We start from the raw sequence: 25745 nt of genomic DNA on the forward strand, positions 1-25745 counted from the left end.
ATTAGGTTTCACATGAAAATTGCATTCATGGTTGCTTTATTTTCTCCTGTTTGGGAGTAACTACAGTTGGTTCTTGAACAGGAAGAGCATTTTCTCCCGGAATAGGTTTGCCTCTCCACCAGGTTGCCAGAGAAGATCCGGTAATATTCATTAGTGGACCAAAAATTGCAGGTGCCAAGCCAACGGTAGCTACTTTGCCCATTTGCAAAGCAATGGCCGAAGCTAGTCCGCCATTCTGCATACCTACCTCTATTGCCACTGTACGGCAGGAACGTTCATCCAGACCTACCAGCCGGCTAAACCAGTAGCCAAGAAAATAGCCGAATGTATTATGAATAAATACGACTAAAATCAAGGTTAAGCCAATAGATAAAAGGCTCTCACGTCCGGCTGCTGTAATAATCGTGATGATGAAGGCAATACCGATCATAGAAACCAGGGGCATTGCATCGTCCAGCCATTTTGCTTTTCCGCTTAATAACTTATTGAATAACAGTCCGGCACCTATTGGGATAATTACCATTTTCACAATATCCCACATCATGGCCCATACTTCCACCTGTACAAACTCCCCGGCCAGCAGTTTCATCAGTAAAGGAGTCATTAAAGGAGCCAGTAAAGTAGCCATTGCGGTAATAGTTACAGATAGGGCTAAATTGGCATTGGCCAGAAAAGACATCACATTGGAAGCTAAGCCACTGGGAGCACAACCAATCAATATAATACCTGCTGCTATTTCGGGAGGAAAATCAAATACATTGGCTAAGGTAAACCCCAGGCCAGGCATAATGGAAAACTGACAAATTAATCCTACTAACACAGCTTTTGGCATTTTAACTACCCCGGCAAAATCCTCCAGGCTCATAGCGGTTCCCATTCCAAACATAATAATTTGTAACAGCGGAACAATTAAGGTTTTAAGCTGGAAACCATTTACTTCCACAAAGTAGGAGGGGTAGAACATAGCCACTGTAACTGCCGCAAAAATGGAAATCGTATAAGAAAAGCCTTTGATCGCAGGATATTTTCTAACACCAATAGCCAGTAAAACGAAAAATACGATAATCACAGGTCCTACTTCCGAACGGTAACCCATAGCCAGCATAATCAATACCGCTGCCAGACAGGCTAAAGCAGCATATAGGGCAATAGTAAAAAACTTTTTATTTTCTTTCATAAGGTAAAGGCAAATAGTAAAATCTATCCAAATCAATAAACAAATTAGACAAAGGACAGATTAAATAAAATATTTCGAAGATTATTTATCGTACTAAAATTGTTAAACAAAGAAGGGTACATCTTTAGGGGCATATTTTTTCATACCTTCTTCGTTAATTTCCACGCCAATGCCAGGTTTTTCAGACAAAGGAATATAGCCATCTTTTACCATGGGCCCATCGAATTTAACGATCTCTTTGAACATCGGATCTTCATGGAAATATATCTGCCATTCCAGTATCATAAAATTAGGTACAGAGGCACACACATGGCTGGCGGCCATAGCGCCTAAATAAGAAGCCACCATATGAGGCGCAAACGGTACATAATACAGATTGGCTAAATTGGCAATCCGCTGACCTTCTCCTAAACCGCCAGCTTTTTGCAGATCAGGCATAATAATATCTACAGCACCAATTTCCAGCATCCGGCGGAAGCCATAGGCCAGATAATGATTTTCCCCGGCACAAATCGGTGTACTGGTAGATTCAGAAATCAGTTTATAGGCTTCCACATTCTCAGCAGGAATAGGTTCTTCCAAAAACATCAGATTCAAGGGCTCAAACATTTTAGCTACCCGTTGCCCGGTTGTCATATCATAGCGGCCATGCATGTCTACACAAATATCTATTTTCGGGCCTACTGCTTCCCGTACGGCGGCAATCTGGCTATACATCCGCTCCAGTTCACCAGGGCTGGCTGTCCAGTTATACCGGTCATATTTACTGGGATCATTAAATTCATCAATATCATATTTCACGGCACTAAAGCCCATTTTTACAGCTTCTTTGGCACTATCTGCAAAATGTTTAGGTGTTTTATCTGTATCCCGGTAGGTGCCTGTATCGCAATATACCCGTACCCTATCTCTAAACTTTCCACCTAATAACTGATATACTGGTAAGCCTAATGCTTTGCCAGCCAGATCCCACAAGGCAGTTTCTACAGCAGAGAGTACAGCGATGAACATACCCGACTGGGCTCCTTCAAAAAATCCGGAGCGGCGGATGTCTTCAAATAAGCGGTGAACATTTAAGGGGCTTTTGCCTTTGATGCGCTCTCCGAACATTTTTACCAGATGATAGGTACCTGGCGTAGCATCTACTCCTTCGCCACAGCCCCATATATTCTGGTTGGTATATATTTTTACAAACAGGCTATGTCCATTGCGGATATAGCCGCATTTTATATCGGTTATTTTCAGATCAGAAGGAGCCGAAGCCATAGGCGTTCTCTCAACAGCTTTTTCTAATCCCTCTCCAAAGCTGGAAAAAGAGGAAGCAGCTAAGGCACTGGTAATGGCAGCTTTGGTTAAAAAAGAACGGCGGTTATAGTTGGTCATGAGTTAATGATTAAATGTCTGGAACCGGGATTAACCGGATTAAAGGATTTTCAGGAGTAAGTAATCAAATCAGAAATTATACATTTTGGATTTTGAATGAGGAATAGAATTTATTCGATCGCATAATCACTCATTCACTATTTACCAGGTGCGGGTTTTCAGCAATTCCTGAATTTGTTCTTTGGGTACAGGCAGTTCGTTAATATGGGCATTGAGCCAGGCGGAAAAATCTTTTTCTATTTCATCCGACCAGCGAGTATCTATCTGGCCAGGCGTATATTTTTGCTGGCGCAGGCGTTCGTGTCCAAACATATCACGTAAGCGTACTACTTCAGACGTTTTTACAACCTGCTCTACCAGATGCGGGGGAACAAACGTAACAGCACCATCACGGCCTAATACAATATCTCCGGGCATTACCATTACTTTACCAATACGGGTAGGGCGGTTGATGCCAACTAATGTTGTATTCAGATTGCCTTCCTGGTTATGATGGGAGGGGTGATAACTTTTAAAAAAAGAAGTAAAGGAACCTAATTCCTTTAGGCCAGCTATATCTCTTACTGCTCCGTCATATACAATCCCATTCCCTGTTTTTGCATAAATAGAATTACCCAGATTATCCCCAATAGTTGGGCCATCTTCATGCATACCGAATTGGTCTACTACATATACATCGCCTTTTACCAGCATATCGATGGGCCAGGAATTCTGCGATTTAATACGGCCGTCTTTTGAATGGCCTTTTTCATCCGTTACTTTGTGTACATCCGGCCTGCCGGGCATAAATGTAGCAGTCAGCGCTCTGCCTACCAGCACACTATCGGGATTAATGCACTGCCAGCCTTCGGCATATTGATATTTGTACCCTTTTCCCTTCATCACTGCCCAGGCCTCTTCATGCGTTACTAATTTCATACGTTTAATCAGTGCATCGGGTACTTTGGGCCTTCCATCCGGAAAGCGTTCTCCTTTCCATTCAGGTGTTAAAAAGATGAGTTCTTCTTTGGATATTTGCTGGGCTGATAGCACAAGAGATTGAATCAGAAAGAAAAAAAATAAGCTTAAGTGGATAATGTATTTCATGATAAAAGTTTGATTAATTCTGGCCTTTACTTATTTGCGAAAAGCTTAATAAATACTAATGAAAAAATCAGGGCAGGATGGCTGTTCCATTGCGTTTCCGTACCTGTATCCGGTTATTTTCCCAGGATTGGGTATTTAGCTGCCAGTTGTTCATTTATATATAGATAGCCGTTTTTTACAGAAGGGCTTTCTGGGAAAATCCTCTGATAACTTATCTAAAAGGTCCTCCCTTCCTGAATGCCAAAATTCCAGATGTAAAAATCAATAGATGCATTGGTGAATGGCCTATTAGCGAAACATTTCCTAGCGGTTGTTTTGCCTTGATTATTTTTAGATGGTTTGTCCATTGTGTATTTCTAACTGGCGGTAGACAGTTTTCTTCTGCCGCCAGTTAGAAATTGAATGATTTATAGCGGGTCGCTAATACCTGAATTATGGTTTATCCCACCATATACGGGTGTCAAGTTCATCTGCGCCCTGGCGGCTAACCGCTTGTTGAACATTACCTGAGTTAACTGAAAATTCCGCATCAGGATAAGTAAGCCTTCGGATAAAAGCCTCTGTATCGATATCATTTCGCAAAGGATTAGGAGGCAAATTTGGAAAACCACTGCGGCGGAAATTGGCAAATGCTTCAGGTCCATTTAAGAAAGAGGCAACCCAGTACTGCGTATTTATCTGTTCTAAAGCTTTAGCCGGATCAAATGGATTTGCCGCAATGTAAGTATTGATTGAAGAGGCAGGTACTGTTGCATCAGCATAAGAACTTAACTGCTCCATATGAGCTTTAATTCCGTTGCTGTATAAAGTTGCTGCGTCTCCTTGTACCCAGCCTTTTACAGCAGCTTCTGCCAGCAATAATTGTGTTTGTGCATAAGTTGCCAGGAAATTGGGCGCATCATTTCTGCCCATCCTGTTTCTGTCTAACTGAGAGAAATCATAAAAGCTGGCCAGACCTTTTGCCGTAACTACCGAAGCAATCGATGCATTATCATATCCCATAGGCATCCCTATTTGTACAGTCGTATCTCTGTTCACTCTGGCCGCTACCTGTTCCGCTCCATTTTTTGCACCTACATATCTGACAGCTATAGAAGCCAGGCGGGGATCTTTGGTTGATTTTAAATATTTTACAAAAGTTTCTGTCAGATAGTAATTATTGGCTTCGGTCGAATTTAACGTGTTCCCTACGGCATTGGTAAATGCTGCCGTATGCCGGATAAAAGCATTGTCTGCATTTGATTGCATCACACCAGCAGATGCAGCTTTAGCGGTATATTGCTGGGCTTTTGCTGCATCTGCTTTCGTAAGTCGCATGGCTGCCCGTAATAACAGAGAATATCCAAAGCGCTTCCATTTGGTAATATCGCCACCATATAAGGCATCCTGTGCTTCTATGGGTTTAGCCGCATCAAGCGCTGCGGAGGCCTCGTCCAGTTCGGTTAATATGTTTGTGTAGACGTCCTGCTGAGCATCATAGATAGGAGCTACATTATTAGTAAGAAAGCCTTCTCCAGCTTCCACAAATGGGATATCGCCGTATGTATCAGTTAAAATCATACCGGCATTCGCGCGGATGATTCTGGCCATATTATATAGATTGGAACGTGAAGGATTATCACTTGTCTTGGCGATTACATCCGCTGTATTTTTCAACACATTCCTGTAATAGTTTTCCCACAGCCCCCTTGTTACCGAACGGTTATCTTCATTAAAATTTCCTCCGGCAATAACCCCAGAATTCGGAGACACAATTTGCTGTACGATGGCTAATTCATAGGGAAGGGTAGTACCCGGAGGTGCCGTATTCACAATGGCTGTATTGAGCGAAAATAATGGATTAATGGCAGTAGCCAGGGTTTTATTGGTATTTAATTCATCAAAACCATTATCGCAGCCCGCCAGCAAACCAAAGGTTATACACAAGCCCAGAATATATTTAGATCTTTTTCTCATGGTTATTTTATTTAATTTTTGTAAACCAACTCTTCAGGTATAAATAACAGGTGAGCATATTAAAACTTAACGTTCAGGTTAAAGCCCACGCTACGGGTAGTTGGCAAACCAGAATGTTCCAATCCAATCAGGTTATCAGATGAAAAGCCAAAAGACTCAGGATCGATATTAGGCACCCATTTTTTTAGAATAGCTACATTGTTGGCTACCGCATTTAACCGGATTCCTTTCACAAAGAAATTTTCGGGAAGCAGTTTTGTAAAATCATAGCCAAGTGTAATCTGGCGTAATTTCCAGAAACCGGCATTGTATACAAATTGTCCTAAAAGGTTGCTGGAGCGAACAGTTTCATAGAAGGTTTGAACTGGTGTCTGAACTGTGTTTACTTCTCCGTTTGTATTTACACCATCTCCGATTACATAGCCTTCCTCACGGCCAGTTAATGTTCCTTTATGCAGGCCATGCCGCCATGCATTGAAGTTGGTAGAAGAAATCATTTTATGGCCTAATTTGAAATCAATCAGGAAGGACAGGCTTAGGCCTTTATAATTGAATGTATTGGTAAAGCCTCCTACCCATTTAGGGATAGCGCTGCCAAATGCAATTTGAGTGGGCGTACGTTCAGGACGACCACTGGTTGCGTTAAATACACGGTTACCCTGACTGTCTGTCAGATAACCATAGGCATATAGTTGCCCGATAGGCTTTCCTACTACCTGCCGCAATTCACCTTCAAAAATGCCTCTACCCACCGTAATAACAGTATCACCAGGATTTGGCCCTAGTTTTAATATTTTGGTGGTATTATAAGAGCCATTGAAGGAAAAATCCCACTGGAAGCTACTTGTTTTTACTGGAGTCAGGGTCAGCAACATTTCAACGCCATTATTTTTGCTTTCTCCCACATTGATCAGCCTACGGAGATAACCTGAAGCATCTGATACCTGTACCTGCACAATCTGGTCGGTGGTAAGTTTATCATAATACGATACATCCAGTCCAACACGGTTATCAAAAAGCTTAATGTCCAGACCTACCTCTTTTTCGGCTACTCGCATAGGTTTGAGTGCAGGATTGGGTACAGTTTCTGTATTGATGTTCCCAAGCGGTAATGCTGCCAGGCCGGCCGTATTAGGAAACAGATTCGCATTTATGTTATAGAAAAGCGCATTGGAATAAGGGCCTACATCCAGGTCACTGCCTACTTCTGCATATCCTGCCCTGATTTTTCCAAACGATAGCCAGTTGGGAAGTCCGGCAAACGCCTGGGAAAACACAAAACTACCAGTAACAGAAGGATATAAAATACTCCGGTTGGCTGGAGATAGTGTAGAAAACCAGTCATTACGGGCAGTCATGTTTACAAACAATACATCATTATAAGAAACTTCAGCCGAGCCGTATAAAGAGTTTATTTGTTTCTCTGCCAGATCATAGGTTGGATTTTTCTGCTGGCCATTTGCCGCTGTATATAATCCTCTCACTACAAAGTTGGTTACCCCTACACTATTCTGATCCGAACGCTGGTACATCCGGTTCCCTCCAAAACTGGCATCTATTCCGAACCTGCCAAAGGTACGGCTTGCGCCCAACAGGAAGTCAGCATTAATTTCACGGAAGCGGCGGGCTTGTTGGGCATACTGGCCATTTACGAAACCTGCCGGAGCCACTGCTAATGAAGCCATCCCAGTAGGTATATTATATTCCTGATCGCGGGAGAAAAAGTCTTGCCCGATTCTGCCTTGCAGGTATAACCAGTCAGTGAAATTATACCGGGCAGTTATGTTACCAAAAACACGGTCACGGCGGATATTTTCAAAACGGTCATAAGCAGCAAAATAAGGATTGGTCCGGTTTCTGAACCTGGAATATACATATTCATCTCCATTGGCATCTTTGCGGTATTGATCCAGTAAGTCCAAAGGCATAGAATTAGCCAACGTAAAGATGGTGGTGGGTGTACTTAAATCCTGGTCTGCAATAGAAGGAGGATTCTTGTTATATTCATTTGAGTAATTCACGTTACCCGAAATAGTGAGTTTTTTCAGCACATTTTGTGTAAAACCAAGGTTGATCGTTTTCCGGTTAAAATTTGAATTAGGCATGATACTCTTGGTATCCAGGTTGGAAAGAGAAAGGCTGAATCCGCCTTTTTCTCCGCCCGAAGACAGCGTAATCGTATTGGTCCAGGTATTACCTACACGGTAAAACTTTTTAATACGGTCTTTCACCGGTTCATAAGGCACTGTAACCCCATCAAATAATACTTGTGTCATGCCTGGCTGAAAACGTTCACCAAAACTCCATACCCCCGAAGTTGGATTAGCAGCCGTTGGGCGTACCCCTCCTTCGCCTTGCCCATATTCATATTGGAAATCGGTAAAATCCAAAGGGGTATCCGTAGTAAAATTGGTATTGTATTCTACCCCAATCCCTTGCTGAGAGCCTCTGTTTTTGGTAGTGATCATAATTACCCCATCTTTCGCACGCGAGCCGTATAAAGCTGCTGCCGGGCCACCTTTCAAAACCGTCATCGATTCGATATCATCCGGATTAATACTCGATAAGCCATCTCCTCCATCCGATCTGGAAGTGATACCACCAGCGCCGTTATTGTTATCTGAGCTATTAGGATTATATCCTTGATTGGCATTATTAATAGGTATACCATTCACGACAATAAGCGGATTGTTTTGTCCGCTGAATGAGGATTGGCCCCGGATACGGATTTTACTGGTTCCGGCAGGGCCACTACCCAGAGAAGTAATATTTACACCGGCCATTTTGCCTTGCAAGGCGTTCATAAAATTAGTGGTCCGGTTTACATTGATTTGTTCCGGAGATACACTGGCTACGGCATATCCTAATTTTTTTGTTTCTTTCTTAATACCCAATGCAGTAACTACTACTTCGCTTAGCGATTGTATATCCTGTACCAGGGCAACATCAATTACAGAGCGGTTATTGATCGGAACTTCTTCGCTGGTAAAACCAATGTATGAAAAGACCAGCGTTCCATTGCCATCTGGCGCTGTAATGCTGTAAGCGCCGTCTATACTGGTTACAGCTCCTATGGTAGTACCCTTTACCAGTACGTTTACTCCAGGCAATGATTCGCCATTTTCCTGGGAAGTTACCTTACCAGTGATGGTAATGTCCATAGGTTTTAGCTGAAGTGAGGCAACTTTAAGGAACATGGCATTACTACTGGTTTCCCGGTTAATGCCCTCGTAATTGATCTTTTTTATCAGTTTCCTCTGGTTGGAACCAGGCAGGATAATATAAATATTGCTTTCTACGCGTTTAAACTTTAAGCCAGTCTGATCCAGTAGCTCAACTAAATAAGCATCCAGCGTTCTGGTATTTTTATCTACCGCTTTTTTCTGCACATATACTTCTTGAACCAGGTCACTGTCGTAGTTGAAACTTACTTTATACTGGCTTTCTAATTCTGCCAGTATCTTTTTCAGCGGCTGTGTCTGCGCTGCGTTGTTTTTACCAGTTTCACCTTGTGTAGGTGTATTGTTGAATGCCAGCTCTTGTGCAAAAACCGGCGAAACCAGGCATCCGAACCATGCCGCTAAAAAGAGCCTGAGCAGATGCGGACAGTTTTTTTTGACTTTAGATAACTTTATTCTCATAGATGTGGGGTTTAGGAATATTTAAATTTTGTAGCCATCCTGCTGTATCACAGGTGGTATTCATTGAAAGTTGGCGTAAATTTTTTTGTCATAAGAGATAGGTTATAGTAGGTTATAGTCAGATAGTACTTATTTGCTGTGTGTATTGATCTGAATAGTATCATCCTTAGATTGGATGTCAACGTTGAGCGATTCACCAAGCACCGTTAAAAAAAGCTCGACATTTTCGTTAGGAATCGCACCGGTGAAGCGCCTATCCGCCAGTTCTTTGTCCTGGATAATTACTGGCCTTCCATAATTATCTTCCAGCAACTGGGCTATTTCCTTCAGCGGGGTTTCATTAAAAATCAGTTTGTGATGCCGCCAGGAAGTATACATTTCTGGTTCTACTACTTTCTTTACAAAGGGCTTTTTATTATCTGTAAATTCAACCAGATCTTTAGGCTCCATTACCAGGCTGTCTTTGTCATTATCAATATGCCTGAGTTTTACTTTACCGGAGTTGAGCACTACTTTTACAATGCCTCTTCTGTTATTAACATTGAAAGTGGTTCCTAGCACTTCAATATTGAGCTGGTTGGTATGCACAATAAATCTGGCTTCTTTCCAGTGTGGTTTGCGGCGCACCTGAAAAAAAGCTTCTCCATTGAGCCATACTTCTCTTAACCTGGATTCCTGCCAGTCGTTGCTGTAGTGCAAGGTCGAATTAGCATTTAATATTACGGTAGAACCATCCGGCAAGTCAATCGTTTTTGTTTCTCCATATTTTGTATGATAAGATTTTTGAGTATATCCGGCTTTAAATAGAAGAAATGCCGCAGACCAGAACAAAATACCGGTACAAAAGGCAACTATCTTATAATAAGGCCTCCAATAATGGATAGGCTTCCGGTCAACTGGCGGTTTGTTATCTGTTGAGGATTTGGTTAGTAGTCTGGTTTCGGCATGTATGCTTCTTTTTATGGCTAATTTTACCTGACGTTGCTCTTCCGAAGTAGGCTGTTGTGTTTTAAATGTGAGAAAGCTCAGAAGTTCACGTGCTTGTTCAAGTAATTCCTGTTTGTCAGGATGTTTTTCCAGCCAGGCTTGCCAGAAAGCATCACTTTCCGGATCAGGATTTCTGACCCATGTTACAAAGAACTGGTCGTTTACAAAATCCATCAGCTGGTAATCTTCATAGCGCATAGCTTTCTGAGTAGATAGTGAACTTTCGGTTTGCTTCCAGTCTCAAGAGTAACAGATGTATGGAATGCCCTCAAAAAATTTTGTTTTGCCAGGAAAAAATATGATCTACTACAGTCGATGGATAAAAGCCTACAAATCAACTATGCAATCTACTCTATGCTGGTAGGAGGTTCAGTTAGTAACTGGAGTTTTGTGGAATGAAATGGAGAGAGTATTTTATTCAACGGAAGCCAGTTTGCGGATACTGGCTTTCAGTACATCCAGGGCACGGTAAACGAGCGTGCGGGCATATTTTACTTCTTTCATTTGCATAATAGAAGCAATCTCCTGGTATTCCAGATTGTCGTAATAGCGTAGAAATACAGCCTCTTTTTGTCTTTTGGTAAGGAGTTCGAATGCTTTTAACAGCCTTGCCTGGTTTTCTTCTGAGATCTGCCGGGTGATGAGGTGAAATTCATGCGAAAAACTGACCTCAAAATTATAATGTTCTTCCAGGTCTTCTTCGTGTACCAGTTTATTGTTTTTCGTTAACTCTTGTATGATTCTGTGCCTTATACATTTGTAGAGGTAGAACTTAATAGACTGCACATCTGCCAGATTTTCTTTCCTGCGCCATAACTCTACATACAGATTTTGAATACAGTCTTTGATGAGATCTGTATCAGTAGTGAAGCGCAGGCTGTAGTTATACAATTTTGAAAAATAAGTATCATATATATAATCAAAAGCCAGCTCACTTCCACTTTTAAATGCCAGCCATATAGCGGTGTCATCCTGAACCTGTACTGAGCTATTATTCTTAGGCATAATTAACTCTTATTTTTAATAGTGATGAGGGAAAGCCAGGAAACAAGCAAACTATGTAATAGAAATATCTGGATAAATTATGTAAAAAAACTATATGAATATAAATAATATTACAAAATATAAAAAAATATTTCAAAATAATATGCTGTATTCACGCTTTCAGGCATAGAAACAAAAGGATACAAAGGGAAATATATGCCGGGCTGAGGCTGAAATAATGTAATACAGGGAAATCACAAAGGAGAATTTGTCATATACTATCCCTAAAAATAAAAGCTGCCTCTGGTATAGAGACAGCTTTTATATATTCAAATGTAAATCGTTTTACTTGAAGCTTACACCGATAGCCCGTTTGCCTCCGGAATACACCACCGCATCTATTTTCTTGCTGGTTTCGTCGGCTTCTTTAACGGCCCTGCGGACATATTGCGCCATATCTTCTTCAATACTATTATTTACTAAGCCTCCAGTTACATAGGATTTAGCTTTTACACCGGTAGCTATATCCACAGTATTTTCATAATCCCGCAAAGGTTCGTTCATAACGTAGACATCCATACCTTCTAGTTTGGCTACTTTGGCTAATCCTTTGTTGGCCTCAGTTGCGGTACCTTTAAACTTTACAGCAATCACTTTTTTTCCATCGGAATAAATAATTGCATCAATCTTCTCATCTCTTTTATCGGCTTCTTTTTTAGCGCGGGTCACAAACTGACTCAGTTTTTCTGAGACACCTTCATTAATCAACCCGCCAGTTAATAAAGAAGCAGCTTTGGCACCAGTGATCACATCAAACACTTCCTCATATTCCCTTACTGGTTCACACATGGCATACACTTCAATTCCCTGCATTTTACTAACCCGTGCCATTCCTTTGGTGCTTTTTTGTGAAAAAGCTGCCTGATGTATGGCGAAAACAAATAGTACAATAAAAATGAGTTTTTGCATAAGCGTATTACTTTTGATGGAACAATTGAAGTTTAATGACACATTGCCTGATCAGTAAACCGTTTTTTGAGGAAAATTATTGTCCCGTATTTGCCTGTATACATTAAACCTTTTCTTTTTCTTTGGAATGCCCGTTTAGTGAAGAGACCATTGCCCAGTTGTGTCCGTCACGAGCTACCAAAGCTTCGGCATTCTCAGGACCCCACATGCCGGCAGTATAATTTGGAAATTCCAGGGATGGCCGGGATTCCCAAATTTCCAGAATCGGCATAATAGCAGCCCAGGCAGCTTCCACCTGGTCGGCACGCATAAATAAGGTAGCATCGCCCTGCATTACATCCAGTAAAAGGGTTTCATAGGCTTCCGGAGATTCGGTGGTATAATCGCCGTAGTCGAACACCATATCCACCGGATTTAAAGTCATACTTAAGCCTGGGCGTTTGGCCTGGAAACGTAAGCGGATGCTCATTTCAGGCTGAATATGTAAAATCAGCCGGTTAGGAAGCATATTTTCTGTTACCGTAGTAGGAAATGCCTGGTGTGGTACCGGCCGGAACTGAACAGTAATCGCAGAGAACTTGCCCTGCATATGTTTGCCCGTACGCACATAAAAAGGTACGCCCTGCCAGCGCCAGTTATCGATAAAGAATTTAACCGCTGCAAACGTTTCTGTATTAGATTGAGGATGAACGCCTTTTTCTTCCCGGTAGCCTTGTACTTTTTTCCCTTCAATCCAGCCAGCACCATACTGGCCACGTACGGCATATTTGTGTATCTCTTCCCGGTTTATTTTACGCAAAGCATGCAGTACATCTACTTTCCGGTTGCGGATTTCATTGGCTTCGAAGGATACTGGCGGCTCCATGGCAATAATGCACATCAATTGCAGTAAATGGTTCTGGATCATATCCCGTAATGCACCGGATTTATCGTAATAATTACCCCGCTGTTCCACGCCAACCTGTTCGGCTACCGTGATCTGTACATAATCTATATAGTTGCGGTTCCAGATGGGCTCGAATAAGGCATTGGCAAAGCGGAAAGCCAGAATGTTCTGAACCGTTTCTTTACCCAGGTAATGATCAATGCGGTAGATCTGAGATTCACTGAAACTTTTTGCCAGCAACTGGTTAAGATCCCTGGCAGTTTTTAAATCCCGGCCAAATGGTTTTTCTACCACAATGCGGTCACGGGCACAATCAGTAGCTATATGGGAGTTTCCGATATTAATCGTGATAGGTTCAATGAACTGCGGTGCTACCGATAAATAAAATAAGCGGTTGGCTCTCACGCCCCATTCCTGGTCATAATAATTTAATTGGGAAGCTAAATTCTTATAGGCTTCCGTATTGGTAAAATCAGCTTTAAAATAGGACCACAAAGCTGTAAATTCATTCCACTTGCCTTCTTCAGGCTTTCCACTGCGGGAAAACTGATTTACGCCATCCTTTAATAAGCCAAAGAATTGTTCCTGGTTTATATCATGGTGACTTACGCCAATGATAGCTACTTTTTCTGGCAGCCATCCATCCAGGTATAGATTATATAAAGCAGGTGCCAGCTTACGCATGGTAAGGTCTCCTTTGGCACCGAATATGACGAGAACAGTAGGTTCTGGTTTTATGATGGCTTGCATAAGCGAATGTGCAGGTTAAAGGATTGGAAAAATTGAAAGAGTTACACCTACCTGGCCTTATCTGGAAGGAAATGTACGCTTTGCGCACTCACCCTCTTTCAGATAAAGGCCAAAGGTGTATATTGATTAATTAATTCCAGTGAGTATGGAAAATGCCTTCCGTATCAATGCGTTCGTAAGTATGAGCACCGAAATTATCGCGTTGTGCCTGAATCAGATTAGAAGGCAAACGGTCGGTCCGGTAGGCATCGAAATACGCCAATGCCGCTGATAAACCTGGAACCGGAATGCCAGCTTGTACCGAATGACTAATGATTCTGCGGATGGATTCCTGTCTTTGCAGTAATAGAGCTGACAAATCGGGGTCTACCATTAAACTGGGCAACTGGGCATTTTTATGATAGGCTACCCGGATATTTTCCAGCAAGGTTGCCCGGATGATACAGCCTCCCCTCCATATTTTGGCTACTTCACCCAAATGCAGCTCATATTTATAAGTATCAGAAGCAACTTTCAGTAAAGTCATTCCCTGGGCATAGGCAGCAATGGTAGCGAAGTATAAGGCATCCCGGACCTGATTGATAATGGCTTGTTTATCGCCATTAAAATTGAATTTAGGTGTAGAACCAGGTAGCACTTTCGCAGCCGTTACTCTCTCTTTTTTTAAGGCAGACACATACCGCATGGTTACAGCAATGTCAATAATAGACAAAGGAACGCCCAGATCCATCCCACACTGCGAAGTCCATTTACCGGTTCCTTTTTGTTTGGCACTATCCAGAATACTATCTACCAGGCGGCCGGAAGTTTTATCGTCGTTTTGCAGGAAAATCTGAGCCGTAATTTCAATCAGGAAAGATTTAAGTTCGCCTTCGTTCCAGGTTTTGAATACTTCATGCAATTCGTCATTACTTAAGCCCAGGCCACGTTTGAGAATATCATAGGCTTCAGAAATCAATTGCATCAGGCCATATTCAATGCCATTATGCACCATTTTTACATAGTGTCCGGCAGCTCCTGGTCCCAGATAGGTAACACATGGCTCATTATTTACTTTGGCTGCAATAGATTCAAAAATTGGACGTACTACATCATAGGCTGCTTTAGAACCACCAGGCATCATACTCGGACCGAAACGGGCTCCAGATTCTCCGCCTGATACACCTACACCAATAAAATGAATGCCTTTGGGAGTTAGTTCTTCCGCACGGCGTTCGGTATCAGCAAAGTAGGAGTTTCCTCCATCAATTACCAAGTCACCAGGTTCCAGCAAGGGCAATAAATCTTTAATGACCATATCTACCGCCGGACCTGCGGTAACTAATAACATTAAGGCACGGGGGCGTTTTAATTTTGAAATGAAATCTTTCAAGTCAGATGTGCCATATACTTGTAAGCCCTGGGCTTCTTCTTTGAGAGAAGTCACTTTGCTGGGGTCGCGGTTGTAGCCGGCTACGGCAAAGCCGTGGTCAGCCATATTTAATAACAGATTCCTTCCCATCACACCCAGGCCTATCATGCCAAAATCATACTGTTGCGTATCCATTGTTTTAAGAGGTTTAAGTAATTGACTTGTTGTTTATGTGCTCAGTTCCTTTTAGAGAACGATTCGAGTATATGAATTAAGCAGTAATTTTAACTTTTTCCAGCTCCCGTAAGGCATCTGCAGCAATCCACCTGGCACTGCTATAGGGTTGTTCCCGGATTAAACGGGCAATCAAGATGGCTTCTTCCCGCAGGTACCTGCTTCGTTTTCCAATTTGCCTTAATGCCCAGTTGACGGCCTTTTTCACAAAATTACGTTTGTCCTTAGCTTCTCTTTCCAGGTGTTTAAAAAAAGGAAGAAAAGATTCATCCGGGGTTTTCTTTGCATGAACTGCAAGCCAGGCCATGAGTACAAATCCGGCCCTTTTTATAAATTCTTCTTCCCGGAAGCTCCATTCAGCAGCTTTATCAAAGGCATAAGGGGTTTTATCAAACAGATTTCCGCAGGTCTGGTCGCACAGGTCCCAGGAGTTAAAATCCTGTACCCAGCTTTCCATTTGCGTTTCTGTTACCAGCTTGGGATCGTCAATCAAAGCAGCCAGAATTCTGGCTTCATGTATACCAGTATTCCAGAGGTCAAGAGCAAGGCTATGATTTTTTTTATACGACTTGGCCATACTCCGGATAACACCCATACTTACGCCATATGCATTCGCTGTATTGATGCCAAAGCGGCTCATTCCCGCCCGGTTTTCTGGCGTACCATGAGATTGAAGCGCTGTTAGAATCTGAGTGCTTAACATAGATCGGCTACCAGAATAGCGATGAAAGGCAGGTTATACCATCTGAACAGCTATATGTTGTTCAGATGGTATGAAAACCTTATTTTACAGTGGATAGCGCTTCTTTGCGTTTATTTTCCAGGGCTTCCATCAGTTTGGCGAAAGGCTTATTAAACTTATCTACGCCTTCTACTTCCAGATTATGCGTGATTTCGTCCAGGTTGATGCCCAGGCTGTCTAAATCGCTCAACATTTTGCGGCTTTCAGTTAATCCTTCTTCAAGTCTGGAGGCAGGCTGGCCATGATCCTGGTAGGCTTTTAATGTTTCCAAAGGAACGGTATTCACTGTATCAGGACCGATCAGGGTTTCTATATACATCACATCGCTGTAGGCCGGATTTTTAGTGCCGGTACTTGCCCATAATAAACGCTGTACCTGTGCGCCTCTGTCGGCAAGCGTTTTAAAGCGGGGCTCATTGAACACTTCTTTATAGATCTGGTACGACATCTTTGCATTGGCGATAGCTATTTTACCTAAAAGCGATTTGGCTTTAGCCGCATTTTCTCCGCCACTAGCCGCAATTTTTTCCAGCTGAGGATCTATCATCACATCTATCCGACTGAGGAAGAAGCTGGCAACCGAAGAAATTTTATCAATTGGCTTTCCACTTCTCAAGCGATTTTCCAGTCCGGTAATATAGGCATTGGTAACAGCCCGGTAACGTTCCAGTCCAAATAGCAGCGTTACGTTCACATTAATGCCTTCACTGATCAGATATTGAATAGCCGGTAAACCTTCAAGGGTACCAGGTACTTTGATCATTACATTAGGCCGGTTTACCGCTTTCCAGAGCAGTTTGGCCTCGGCAATTGTGCCATCTGTATCTTTTGCTAAATAAGGAGAAACTTCCAGGCTCACATAACCATCCATGGCATTGGTCTGGTCGTAGATTGGACGGAACAAATCGGCGGCATTCTGAATGTCTTCCACTGCCAGTGTCTGATAGATTTCGTCTGTAGATTTGCCCGCACGTACCAGTTCCTGAATGGCTTGCTGATAATCGGTGCTGCGGTTAATAGCTTCTTCAAATATGGCAGGATTGGAAGTAATTCCTTTCAGGCCATAAGAATCGATCATATCTTTGAGTTCGCCATTGGCCAGAATACCCCGGCGAATAAAATCCATCCAGATGCTTTGTCCGAAGGAATGTACTTTAACTAAAGGATTACTTGTCATAGGATTATTTGTTTGTTTCTTTTCTAAAGCGATTACTTTACTCAGCCTCCGCTGATGACGTTCTTCTCCAGTATAGGCAGCTTGCAAAAATGCCTTTACTAATTCCTGCACCAGCATTTCGCCAATTACCCGTCCGCCAATACACATAATATTCATGTCATCGTGCTCTACACCCTGACGGGCAGAATAAGTTTCTGTAATGAGCGCTGACCGAACACCTGGCACTTTATTGGCTACAATTGAGGCTCCCACGCCACTTCCGCATACGGCAATTCCCCGGTCTACCTGGCCATTGGATACTGCCTGGGCCAGAGGTAAGATCAGGTCAGGATAGTCATCATTCTTATCATACTGATGTGCGCCGAAATCTGTTACTGAGTATCCTTCTGCCTGTAATGAAGCTACTAATTTTTGTTTTACGTCGAATCCGCCATGATCCGCTGCGATGCCTACTTTCATAATATGAAAAAATTTAGGTTGCCGATTTGGTTTTAAAGCATTTAGGCCGCCAATTTATAAAGAAATAGTAAGTAATGGGCAATGGAGAATTGAAAATTTCCTTTTAGGTTATCTGGTACTAATCATTGGTTAGTAGTAAGTTGTCATTTTTTTAATGATCTCAGCCATACTTTTATTTCAAATTCTAAATAATAATGACAATTGATTATGCATATCCCATTGCCTTATAAACTAAATATCCAAGTACTTCGTGCCATAATACATACCATTTTCCAAGAGCACCTTCGGAAGGCAGAATAAGCCGGTCGGGAGTAAATTTTCGGGGTTTGCCATAGAAATCAGTGCTGAAAACAGTTACCGGCAATTTTGCCTGCTCGAAACAGCCTTTTGACCTCCGCATATGAAATGCCGATGTAATGAGCAGATAAGACTGATTGCGAAATTGGCGTTGTAAAACCTCGGCCGAAAAAACCGCGTTTTCCCGTGTATTTCTCGATTTATTTTCAATCGTAATATCTGTCTCCGGCACTCCACACATTTTTAATACTTCTGCCAGTTCTTCAGACTCACTTTCTTTGCTACCTACCAGATTTCCCGAACCGCCACTAATGAGAATATGGTGGACTTTGCCCATTTTATAGAGTTGCAGGGCATGCATAATACGGTCGGCCCCTTTTTCGAAATACACCCTGTCTCTGGGTTGCTGGTCAATACTGGTGATTCCGGTGAGCACAATGGCTACATCATAAGGTTGTCTTAATTCTGCAATAGGGGTAGCTGGAATTTCCCAGGCCAAAAACAGTTCATTAATTAAAAATCCGTTTCCGAATACAAATAATAAAGTTATTGTGGTAATTAATAATTTCCTTCTGCGCTGCTTATTTCTGGTAAATAAGGCGAACAGTAAAAAGCCCAGGATCCAGGTCATGGGCATTAATAAGTAGAATACAGTTTTAGAAAGTATGAAGAACATGAAATGTTATTTATACTAAGTTAGTTTCTGGAGTGAAGCCGCAAATCATATATATAAGAGTTGTATAATTTGCAAAAGGGTTCAAAAATACTCGACATCATGCTCTTATATTAAGGTTATGCTTTACATTTGGAAAGGTCGCTGGTCGAAGTATTTGGTCTTATGATACGTTGTTAGTCATTCCATATTTTGTTAGTTGATGTTAACGACTGATACAAATTCCTATTTTTATAAATCTCGTTGAGCCTATGTTTTCTAAACTCTCCATCGTACCAATCACCAAATCCTTTCTTCAATTCTCTCGGTGCCCCAGAGATGTAAAACCACTTCTGCTCGGCATCTTCTTTTGACCGACCGAAGAATAGGAAATTGTACGCTTTACTAAAGGCAAGTGAATCAACGTTGTAATATCGCCACTCTTCGTCAGTATTCCGATCGAAAATTAGAGTATATTGGTTGCCATGCTTTTCCAAATACACATTCTGATAAATCTGTTTTATATTGCTCTGTTTACAACCATACAAAATTGCTAAATACTAGCTTATCACATATATAGGTAAGAGTATTTTCATATTTCAATTGGCCTCAATACCTTTACACCTGCACAATTTCCCTGCGCATGTTCACAATATCGCAGGCCAGGTAAATAGCTTCACGCATAGAGGATTCGCTGGCTACATTTTTCCCGGCAATATTATAGGCGGTACCATGATCTGGAGAAGTGCGAACGATGGGTAAACCAGCTGTATAGTTGATACCATTTTCAAAAGCGATAGTTTTAAAAGGAATCAGTCCCTGATCATGGTACATGGCAAGTACAGCATCGAATTTCTTATAACTCATGGTGCCAAAAAATCCATCAGCCGGGAAAGGTCCAAATACCAGATTGCCTTTTTGTTTCAGTTCATTAATAGCTGGTGAGATAATCTCCTGTTCTTCGTTGCCTAGCAATCCTTCTTCTCCAGCATGTGGATTCAGGCCAAGCAAGGCTACTCTGGGTTTTTGTATACCAAAATCCCGTTTCAAGGCTTGCAACAATACTTGTACTTTGCTGATGATTTTTTCTTTCGTAATGGCTTCTTTCACGCCCTGCAAAGGAATATGTCCAGTAACTACCCCAACCCGTAAGCCTTCACTTACCAGCAGCATCAGGCTATCTTTCACGCCAAAACTTTCGGTAAAATATTCTGTATGGCCGGCAAACTTAAATTCTTCACTTTGAATATTGTGCTTGTTAATGGGCGCTGTTACAATGGCATCAATGTGTTTGTTTTGCAAATCTGTAACGGCCATTTTAAGCGCCAGAAAAGCGGATTGACCAGCTTCTGCTGTAACTTTGCCAGGCTGAATTTCGATATTTTCGTTCCAGCAATTGATTACATTGGTACGCTTGGGGCTGATCTGATCTATACTTTTTACTGGATGAAGGGTCCATTCTTCCAGGTTGAGCAACTTACGGTATTTGGTAAGTACTTTTACGGAACCGTAAATTACCGGCGTACACAATTTCAGGATTTTGTTATTCGACAGCGCTTTTAGCGTAACTTCTGGTCCAATGCCATTGAAGTCGCCTAAAGTAATACCCACTATTGGTTTGATTTCTGACATATCATATGCGATTGAGTGGTTGGGTGAATGAGTAAATCTTTTGGAAGTTTAAATTTTACTTATAAACTTTTAAATTATTCACTCATTGTTTGCTTTTTACTTTGTTGCTGATATAATGATACAACAGCCTTACACCTAAACCGGTTGCATTTTTCCCACGGTATGAATCAGGAGCCGTGAGAAAAGCGCCTCCGGCAATGTCCAGGTGGAGCCAGTGGTAATTCACAAAATGTTCCAGGAATTTACCTGCGGTAATCGCTCCGGCATCCGGCCCTCCTAGATTCTTCAGATCAGCAATACTGGATTCAATCTGTGTATTGTATTCCTCCCACAATGGAAATTCTACCAGCCGTTCGTATACTTGTTTCCCGCTATTCTCAAACTCAGTCTTTATCTCATCTGGCGCATTGCCCATATATACAATTCCCTCTTTACCAATCGCTCGTGCTGCCGAACCAGTTAGGGTTGCCAGGTCAATTACTATATCAGGTTTGTATCTGATCGCATAACTCAAAGCATCAGCCAGAATCAAGCGGCCTTCAGCATCGGTATTCATAATTTCCACTGTTTTTCCGCTGTGCATGGTAATTACATCCCCTGGTGTAATTGCATTTCCATCGAGGCGGTTTTCAGTAGCCGGAATAAGGCCGATTACATAAGCCGGAATATTATTTTTAGCCAAAGAATACATCGCACCCACTACTGCCGCTGCACCAGCCATATCACTCTTCATATAATCCATCGAATTGGGTGTGGGTTTCAGACTTAAACCGCCAGTATCATACACAACACCTTTTCCGACCAAAATATATGGGTTTTTATTAACGGCATTCTCTGGTTTGTATTCCAGCACATTAAAGGTGGGAGGGTTCGGGCTTCCAAAATTCACAGCCAGCAAACCACCCATTTTCAGACTTTTGATTTTAGATTTATTGAAAACTTCCACATCAAAACCTGCATGTTCGCCCAATACAGTAATTTCTTTGCTCAGCTGCTCAGCGGTCAGGAAGATAACCGGCTCATTCACCAGATCGCGGGCGATAAAAGTGCCTTCAATTAAGTTGGCTAATTCTTCTACGGCTTGTTCCGTTAATCCATTAGCATGCAGGCAAACTTCTTTTAGCTGGTTGCCTTTTTTATCGGATTTATATTTCAGAAATTCATAGCTGCTCAAGACCAGGCCTTCACAAAAGGAAAGTATATCGTCGGGATTATTACAGTTAGAAGTAATTTGCAGCGTTTCCGCCTTGGAGTGTTGTACATTTCTGAATAATTCAGCGCCAGCTTTCCGTAATTGCTCTTTGCGGCGGTAACCTGCTGGTTCATTTTTAGGTTTAATAAAATATAACAGGCGTTCGTACTGGTTAACAGTGGCAGAAGCCCCTTCTTCTTTCAGCAATTTCTGTACATAAGCGGCTTCCTGGGAATTTTTACAGAACTTATCAATCACATCTGTTTTAGTAAGAAGTATGGCTGTGTCTGTTTGTTGGGCAAGTGTATCAATATAAGTAAGATGAGGCAGCATGTATAATTTAAAGGTTAAATCAGCTCAACAGAAAGGCCGGGTTTTAATATTGGCCTGCAATATAGTAAAATATGCAATGAATGGGGTGTAGAAATTACGCAGAGAAGTTGTATAGGTTACATCTGTTTGATACTTTACAGGGCTAAATTGAAAATAATGATGAAAGTAAAACCCAAGAAACATTTAGGCCAGCACTTTCTGACTGACAAGCAAATAGCGGCTGATATTGTGGGCTTGCTTTCCGGGCACCAGAAATATACACGGGTACTAGAAATTGGCCCGGGAATGGGTGTGCTTACTGATTTTCTGATACAGAATACCAGCTATGAAACTCACTTAATAGACATAGATACAGAATCTGTTGCCTATTTGAAAAAAAACTATCCGCTATTGCAAAAGCGCATTATCTCCGGGGATTTTCTGAACCTGAACCTGAATACACTTTTTGAAGAGCCATTTGCCATCATCGGTAACTTCCCTTACAATATTTCTTCGCAGATATTATTTCATATTCTGGATTATAAAGACAAAGTGCCGGAAGTGGTTTGTATGTTGCAAAAGGAAGTGGCTGAACGCATCGCTTCTCCTCCGGGAAACCGGGATTATGGAATCTTGAGTGTTTTATTGCAGGCTTACTATACGATCACCTATCAGTTTACCGTACCAGAACATGTATTTGATCCACCGCCGAAAGTAAAATCGGGAGTAATCCGCCTGCAACGGAATGCAGTAGAAAAGCTGGATTGTGATGAAAAGGTATTCAAAAGACTTATTAAACAAGGATTTAATAACCGGCGAAAAACATTACGCAATGCCTTAAAACCCCTGGCTTTGCCAGAAGCGGTTGTTCAGCATCCGTTGATGGATAAACGGGCAGAACAATTGGGGGTAGCAGATTTTGTACTATTGGCGCAACTGAGTGAAAACAAGTAAACCACTTTTAACCTGTTTTATTCAATATACTAAAACTGATTCATTGCCGTTCTTTTCAATATCTTACATATGAATAATACAGTACAGTTCTACGCTTCCGGCATATCTCCTGTGCAAGCTTTATATACCCGCTTAAATTCCTAACTTTGCCCATCTAATCAATTATGGGAATCAGAGCAATACTCAGCAAGCCTTTTGCATCGATAGTGGTAGGAGCGCAGCAGAAATGGGCAGCCAATCCAGTAGAAACTCAACAACGTGTGTTTAATCAGTTGATGGCAGAAGCCAGACATACCGTTTTTGGAAAAGATCATCACTTTGACAGCATTCGTTCTTATGGGGATTTTCAAAAGCAAGTTCCTATCCGGGATTACGAACAGATTTCGCCCTACATTAAGAAAATTATTGAGGGCAAACCAGATGTATTGTGGAAAGGTAAACCTATTTATTTTGCGAAAACCTCCGGAACCACTTCCGGTGTGAAATACATCCCCATCACCAAAGAATCTATTCCTAACCACATCAATTCTGCCCGTAATGCGCTGTTAAACTATGTGCATGAAACCGGTAAATCTGCCTTTCTGGACAAGAAACTTATTTTCCTATCCGGCAGTCCGGTACTGGATGAAAAAGGTGGTGTTCCTACCGGCCGTTTATCTGGCATTGCCAATCATCATGTGCCCGGATACCTACGAACCAACCAGAAACCGAGTTACGAAACCAATTGTATTGAAGACTGGGAGATAAAGCTGGAGAAAATCATTGATGAAACGATTAATGCCGATATGTCACTCATCTCCGGAATTCCTCCCTGGGTGCAGATGTATTTTGACCGTCTGAAAGCCAGAACCGGAAAACCTGTGAAAGACATATTTCCCAATTTCGAGCTATTTGTATATGGAGGTGTAAACTTTGAGCCGTACCGGGCAAAAATTTATGAATCCATTGGCAAAAAAATTGATTCGATAGAGTTGTTTCCGGCATCGGAAGGATTTTTTGCTTTTCAGGATAAACAGCAGGCAGAAGGCTTATTACTTTTATTGGATAGTGGCATTTTTTATGAATTTATTCCGGCCGAAGAATATTTCAATGAGAACCCTACCAGGCTTACCATTGGTGAAGTTGAATTAGGTAAAAATTATGCCTTAGTCATTAGCAGCAACGCCGGTTTATGGGCTTATTCCATTGGCGATACGGTTAAATTTGTGTCTAAAAATCCATACAGATTAATTGTTTCCGGCCGGATCAAGCATTTTATCTCAGCCTTTGGTGAGCATGTAATAGGGGAGGAGGTAGAAAAAGCAATGCAACATACCATGAAACGGCATCCGGAAGTAGAACTGGTTGAGTTTACGGTAGCGCCGCAAGTAACACCTGAATTAGGTTTACCTCACCACGAGTGGCTGGTTGAATTTGCCAGAATGCCTGATAATATGCCTGTGTTTGAAAAAGACCTCAATGCACACTTACAGCAACTCAATTCATATTATGACGATCTGATTGTAGGAAATATTTTAAAAAATCTTAAAATTACACCATTGCAAAAAGATGCCTTTCGTTCATATATGAAATCTAAAGGCAAGCTGGGAGGCCAGAATAAAGTGCCCCGTTTGTCTAACGACAGGGTAATTGCAGATGAATTGCAGCAGTATAAGCTAGGTAATCTATAAGAATAGGTTTGGGCAAAGTGTTAAGATGAATGTAGCACCTTACAAAGTGAATTTAAGCCACACATGACAGGCAATAAAAAAAGACATATAGCCATTTTGGGTTCAACAGGCTCCATTGGTACACAAGCCCTGGAAGTGATTGCAACCAACCGGGAACAGTTTGAAGTTGAAGTATTAACGGCTCAAAACAACGCTGACCTGCTGATTGAACAAAGTATTGTTTTCCAACCTAATACGGTGGTGATTTGCAATGACAAGCTATACGATAAAGTTTTTGCAGCTTTAGATCCACATGGCATAAAAGTATACAGCGGCATACAATCTCTGAATTCGGTGGTTCAGATGGAGAGCATAGATATAGTGCTGACTGCCCTGGTGGGATATGCCGGTTTACAACCAACTATTAAAGCCATACAAGCTGGGAAACCAATCGCTTTAGCCAATAAAGAAACACTTGTAGTTGCCGGAGAACTCATCACCAGTTTAGCTGCCAGATATGGTGTAAATATTTATCCGGTAGATTCCGAACATTCCGCTATTTTCCAGTGCCTGGTAGGGGAGTTTCATAATCTCATAGAAAAAATCATTCTCACTGCATCTGGCGGACCTTTCCGGGGAAAAAACAAGGAGTTTTTAAAAACAGTAACCAAAGCGCAGGCATTAAAACACCCGAACTGGGCCATGGGTGCGAAAATCACTATAGATTCAGCTACATTGATGAACAAAGGGCTGGAAGTGATCGAAGCCAAGTGGTTATTCAATGTAAGGGCAGAGCAGATCGAGGTAGTCGTACATCCTCAATCCATTATTCATTCGATGGTGCAGTTTGAAGATGGCTCGATTAAGGCACAAATGGGATTGCCAGATATGCGCATTCCCATTCAATTTGCATTAAGTTATCCGCAGCGGTTGAAGTCTGATTTCCCCAGATTTGATTTCAGTAAATACCCCTCTCTCACTTTTGAAAAGCCCGACACTGAAACATTCGTAAATCTGGCACTGGCTTTTAAAGCGCTGGAACAAGGTGGAAATGTGCCATGTATTATCAATGCGGCCAATGAAGTAGCGGTGGCAGCATTTTTGCAAGACCAGATAGGTTTCCTGGAAATTTCAGATGTGATTGCCAGTTGTATGGCAAAAATCCCGTATCTTGCTAATCCACAGTACGAAGATTATGTGAATACAGATGTGGAAACCCGGAAAATAGCGGCAGCTATGACAGACCTTAAAACAGTGAAGTAAACGTTCAGGTTT

At 41.8% G+C, this 25745-nt stretch carries 18 protein-coding genes; 3 read left to right on the plus strand and 15 right to left on the minus strand.

Annotated features, from left to right (window positions below):
• Positions 1 to 25: 25 nt before the first annotated feature.
• The 15 genes from GXP67_RS15755 to GXP67_RS15825 form a co-directional block, all read right to left on the minus strand.
• Positions 26 to 1177 carry a bile acid:sodium symporter family protein gene (locus tag GXP67_RS15755; protein ID WP_197901694.1) on the minus strand — a complete coding sequence of 384 codons (1152 nt, stop codon included), beginning with the start codon at positions 1175 to 1177 and terminating at the stop codon, positions 26 to 28.
• A gap of 102 nt (positions 1178 to 1279) precedes the next feature.
• Complete coding sequence (locus GXP67_RS15760) at positions 1280 to 2560, minus strand: mandelate racemase/muconate lactonizing enzyme family protein (RefSeq protein WP_162444011.1); 1281 nt, start codon at positions 2558 to 2560, stop codon at positions 1280 to 1282.
• Positions 2561 to 2701: 141 nt separating this feature from the next.
• Positions 2702 to 3646, minus strand: coding sequence for an RraA family protein (locus GXP67_RS15765; protein WP_162444012.1), 945 nt, complete (start codon positions 3644 to 3646; stop codon positions 2702 to 2704).
• 432 nt (positions 3647 to 4078) lie between these two features.
• Entirely contained in the window at positions 4079 to 5602 is a 1524-nt protein-coding gene (locus GXP67_RS15770; RefSeq protein WP_162444013.1) for a SusD/RagB family nutrient-binding outer membrane lipoprotein, read from the minus strand.
• Positions 5603 to 5661: 59 nt separating this feature from the next.
• Entirely contained in the window at positions 5662 to 8799 is a 3138-nt protein-coding gene (locus tag GXP67_RS15775; RefSeq protein WP_232065285.1) for a SusC/RagA family TonB-linked outer membrane protein, read from the minus strand.
• Between the two features lie 573 nt (positions 8800 to 9372).
• On the minus strand, positions 9373 to 10428 hold the full coding sequence (locus tag GXP67_RS15780) for a FecR family protein (RefSeq protein ID WP_162444015.1): 1056 nt from the start codon (positions 10426 to 10428) through the stop codon (positions 9373 to 9375).
• Positions 10429 to 10644: 216 nt separating this feature from the next.
• A complete protein-coding gene (locus GXP67_RS15785; RefSeq protein ID WP_162444016.1) occupies positions 10645 to 11235 on the minus strand; it encodes an RNA polymerase sigma factor in 591 nt (196 codons plus the stop codon).
• Positions 11236 to 11559: 324 nt separating this feature from the next.
• Entirely contained in the window at positions 11560 to 12183 is a 624-nt protein-coding gene (locus GXP67_RS15790; RefSeq protein WP_162444017.1) for a hypothetical protein, read from the minus strand.
• 103 nt (positions 12184 to 12286) lie between these two features.
• Positions 12287 to 13819, minus strand: a complete 1533-nt coding sequence (gene zwf / locus GXP67_RS15795; protein ID WP_162444018.1) for a glucose-6-phosphate dehydrogenase — start codon at positions 13817 to 13819, stop codon at positions 12287 to 12289.
• A 130-nt stretch (positions 13820 to 13949) separates the two neighbouring features.
• On the minus strand, positions 13950 to 15365 hold the full coding sequence (gene gndA / locus GXP67_RS15800) for an NADP-dependent phosphogluconate dehydrogenase (RefSeq protein WP_162444019.1): 1416 nt from the start codon (positions 15363 to 15365) through the stop codon (positions 13950 to 13952).
• Between the two features lie 76 nt (positions 15366 to 15441).
• Entirely contained in the window at positions 15442 to 16107 is a 666-nt protein-coding gene (locus GXP67_RS15805; protein WP_162444020.1) for a DNA alkylation repair protein, read from the minus strand.
• 79 nt (positions 16108 to 16186) lie between these two features.
• On the minus strand, positions 16187 to 17782 hold the full coding sequence (gene tal, locus GXP67_RS15810; protein WP_162444021.1) for a transaldolase: 1596 nt from the start codon (positions 17780 to 17782) through the stop codon (positions 16187 to 16189).
• Between the two features lie 205 nt (positions 17783 to 17987).
• Positions 17988 to 18710, minus strand: coding sequence for a YdcF family protein (locus GXP67_RS15815; protein WP_162444022.1), 723 nt, complete (start codon positions 18708 to 18710; stop codon positions 17988 to 17990).
• Between the two features lie 639 nt (positions 18711 to 19349).
• Positions 19350 to 20363 carry a 4-hydroxythreonine-4-phosphate dehydrogenase PdxA gene (gene pdxA, locus GXP67_RS15820; protein ID WP_162444023.1) on the minus strand — a complete coding sequence of 338 codons (1014 nt, stop codon included), beginning with the start codon at positions 20361 to 20363 and terminating at the stop codon, positions 19350 to 19352.
• 82 nt (positions 20364 to 20445) lie between these two features.
• Positions 20446 to 21888 carry a leucyl aminopeptidase family protein gene (locus GXP67_RS15825; RefSeq protein ID WP_162444024.1) on the minus strand — a complete coding sequence of 481 codons (1443 nt, stop codon included), beginning with the start codon at positions 21886 to 21888 and terminating at the stop codon, positions 20446 to 20448.
• A 156-nt stretch (positions 21889 to 22044) separates the two neighbouring features.
• Between GXP67_RS15825 and rsmA the strand changes: the two genes are divergently transcribed.
• The 3 genes from rsmA (at position 22045) to GXP67_RS15840 (ending at position 25733) form a co-directional block, all read left to right on the plus strand.
• Positions 22045 to 22821: a 16S rRNA (adenine(1518)-N(6)/adenine(1519)-N(6))-dimethyltransferase RsmA gene (gene rsmA, locus GXP67_RS15830; RefSeq protein ID WP_162444025.1), complete on the plus strand. Its 777-nt coding sequence runs from the start codon at positions 22045 to 22047 to the stop codon at positions 22819 to 22821.
• A 164-nt stretch (positions 22822 to 22985) separates the two neighbouring features.
• Complete coding sequence (locus GXP67_RS15835) at positions 22986 to 24491, plus strand: GH3 auxin-responsive promoter family protein (protein ID WP_162444026.1); 1506 nt, start codon at positions 22986 to 22988, stop codon at positions 24489 to 24491.
• 63 nt (positions 24492 to 24554) lie between these two features.
• Positions 24555 to 25733 carry a 1-deoxy-D-xylulose-5-phosphate reductoisomerase gene (locus GXP67_RS15840; RefSeq protein WP_162444027.1) on the plus strand — a complete coding sequence of 393 codons (1179 nt, stop codon included), beginning with the start codon at positions 24555 to 24557 and terminating at the stop codon, positions 25731 to 25733.
• The last annotated feature ends 12 nt before the right edge of the window (positions 25734 to 25745 follow it).

This window comes from Rhodocytophaga rosea (assembly GCF_010119975.1).
In the GTDB taxonomy this organism is placed as follows: Bacteria; Bacteroidota; Bacteroidia; order Cytophagales; family 172606-1; genus Rhodocytophaga; species Rhodocytophaga rosea.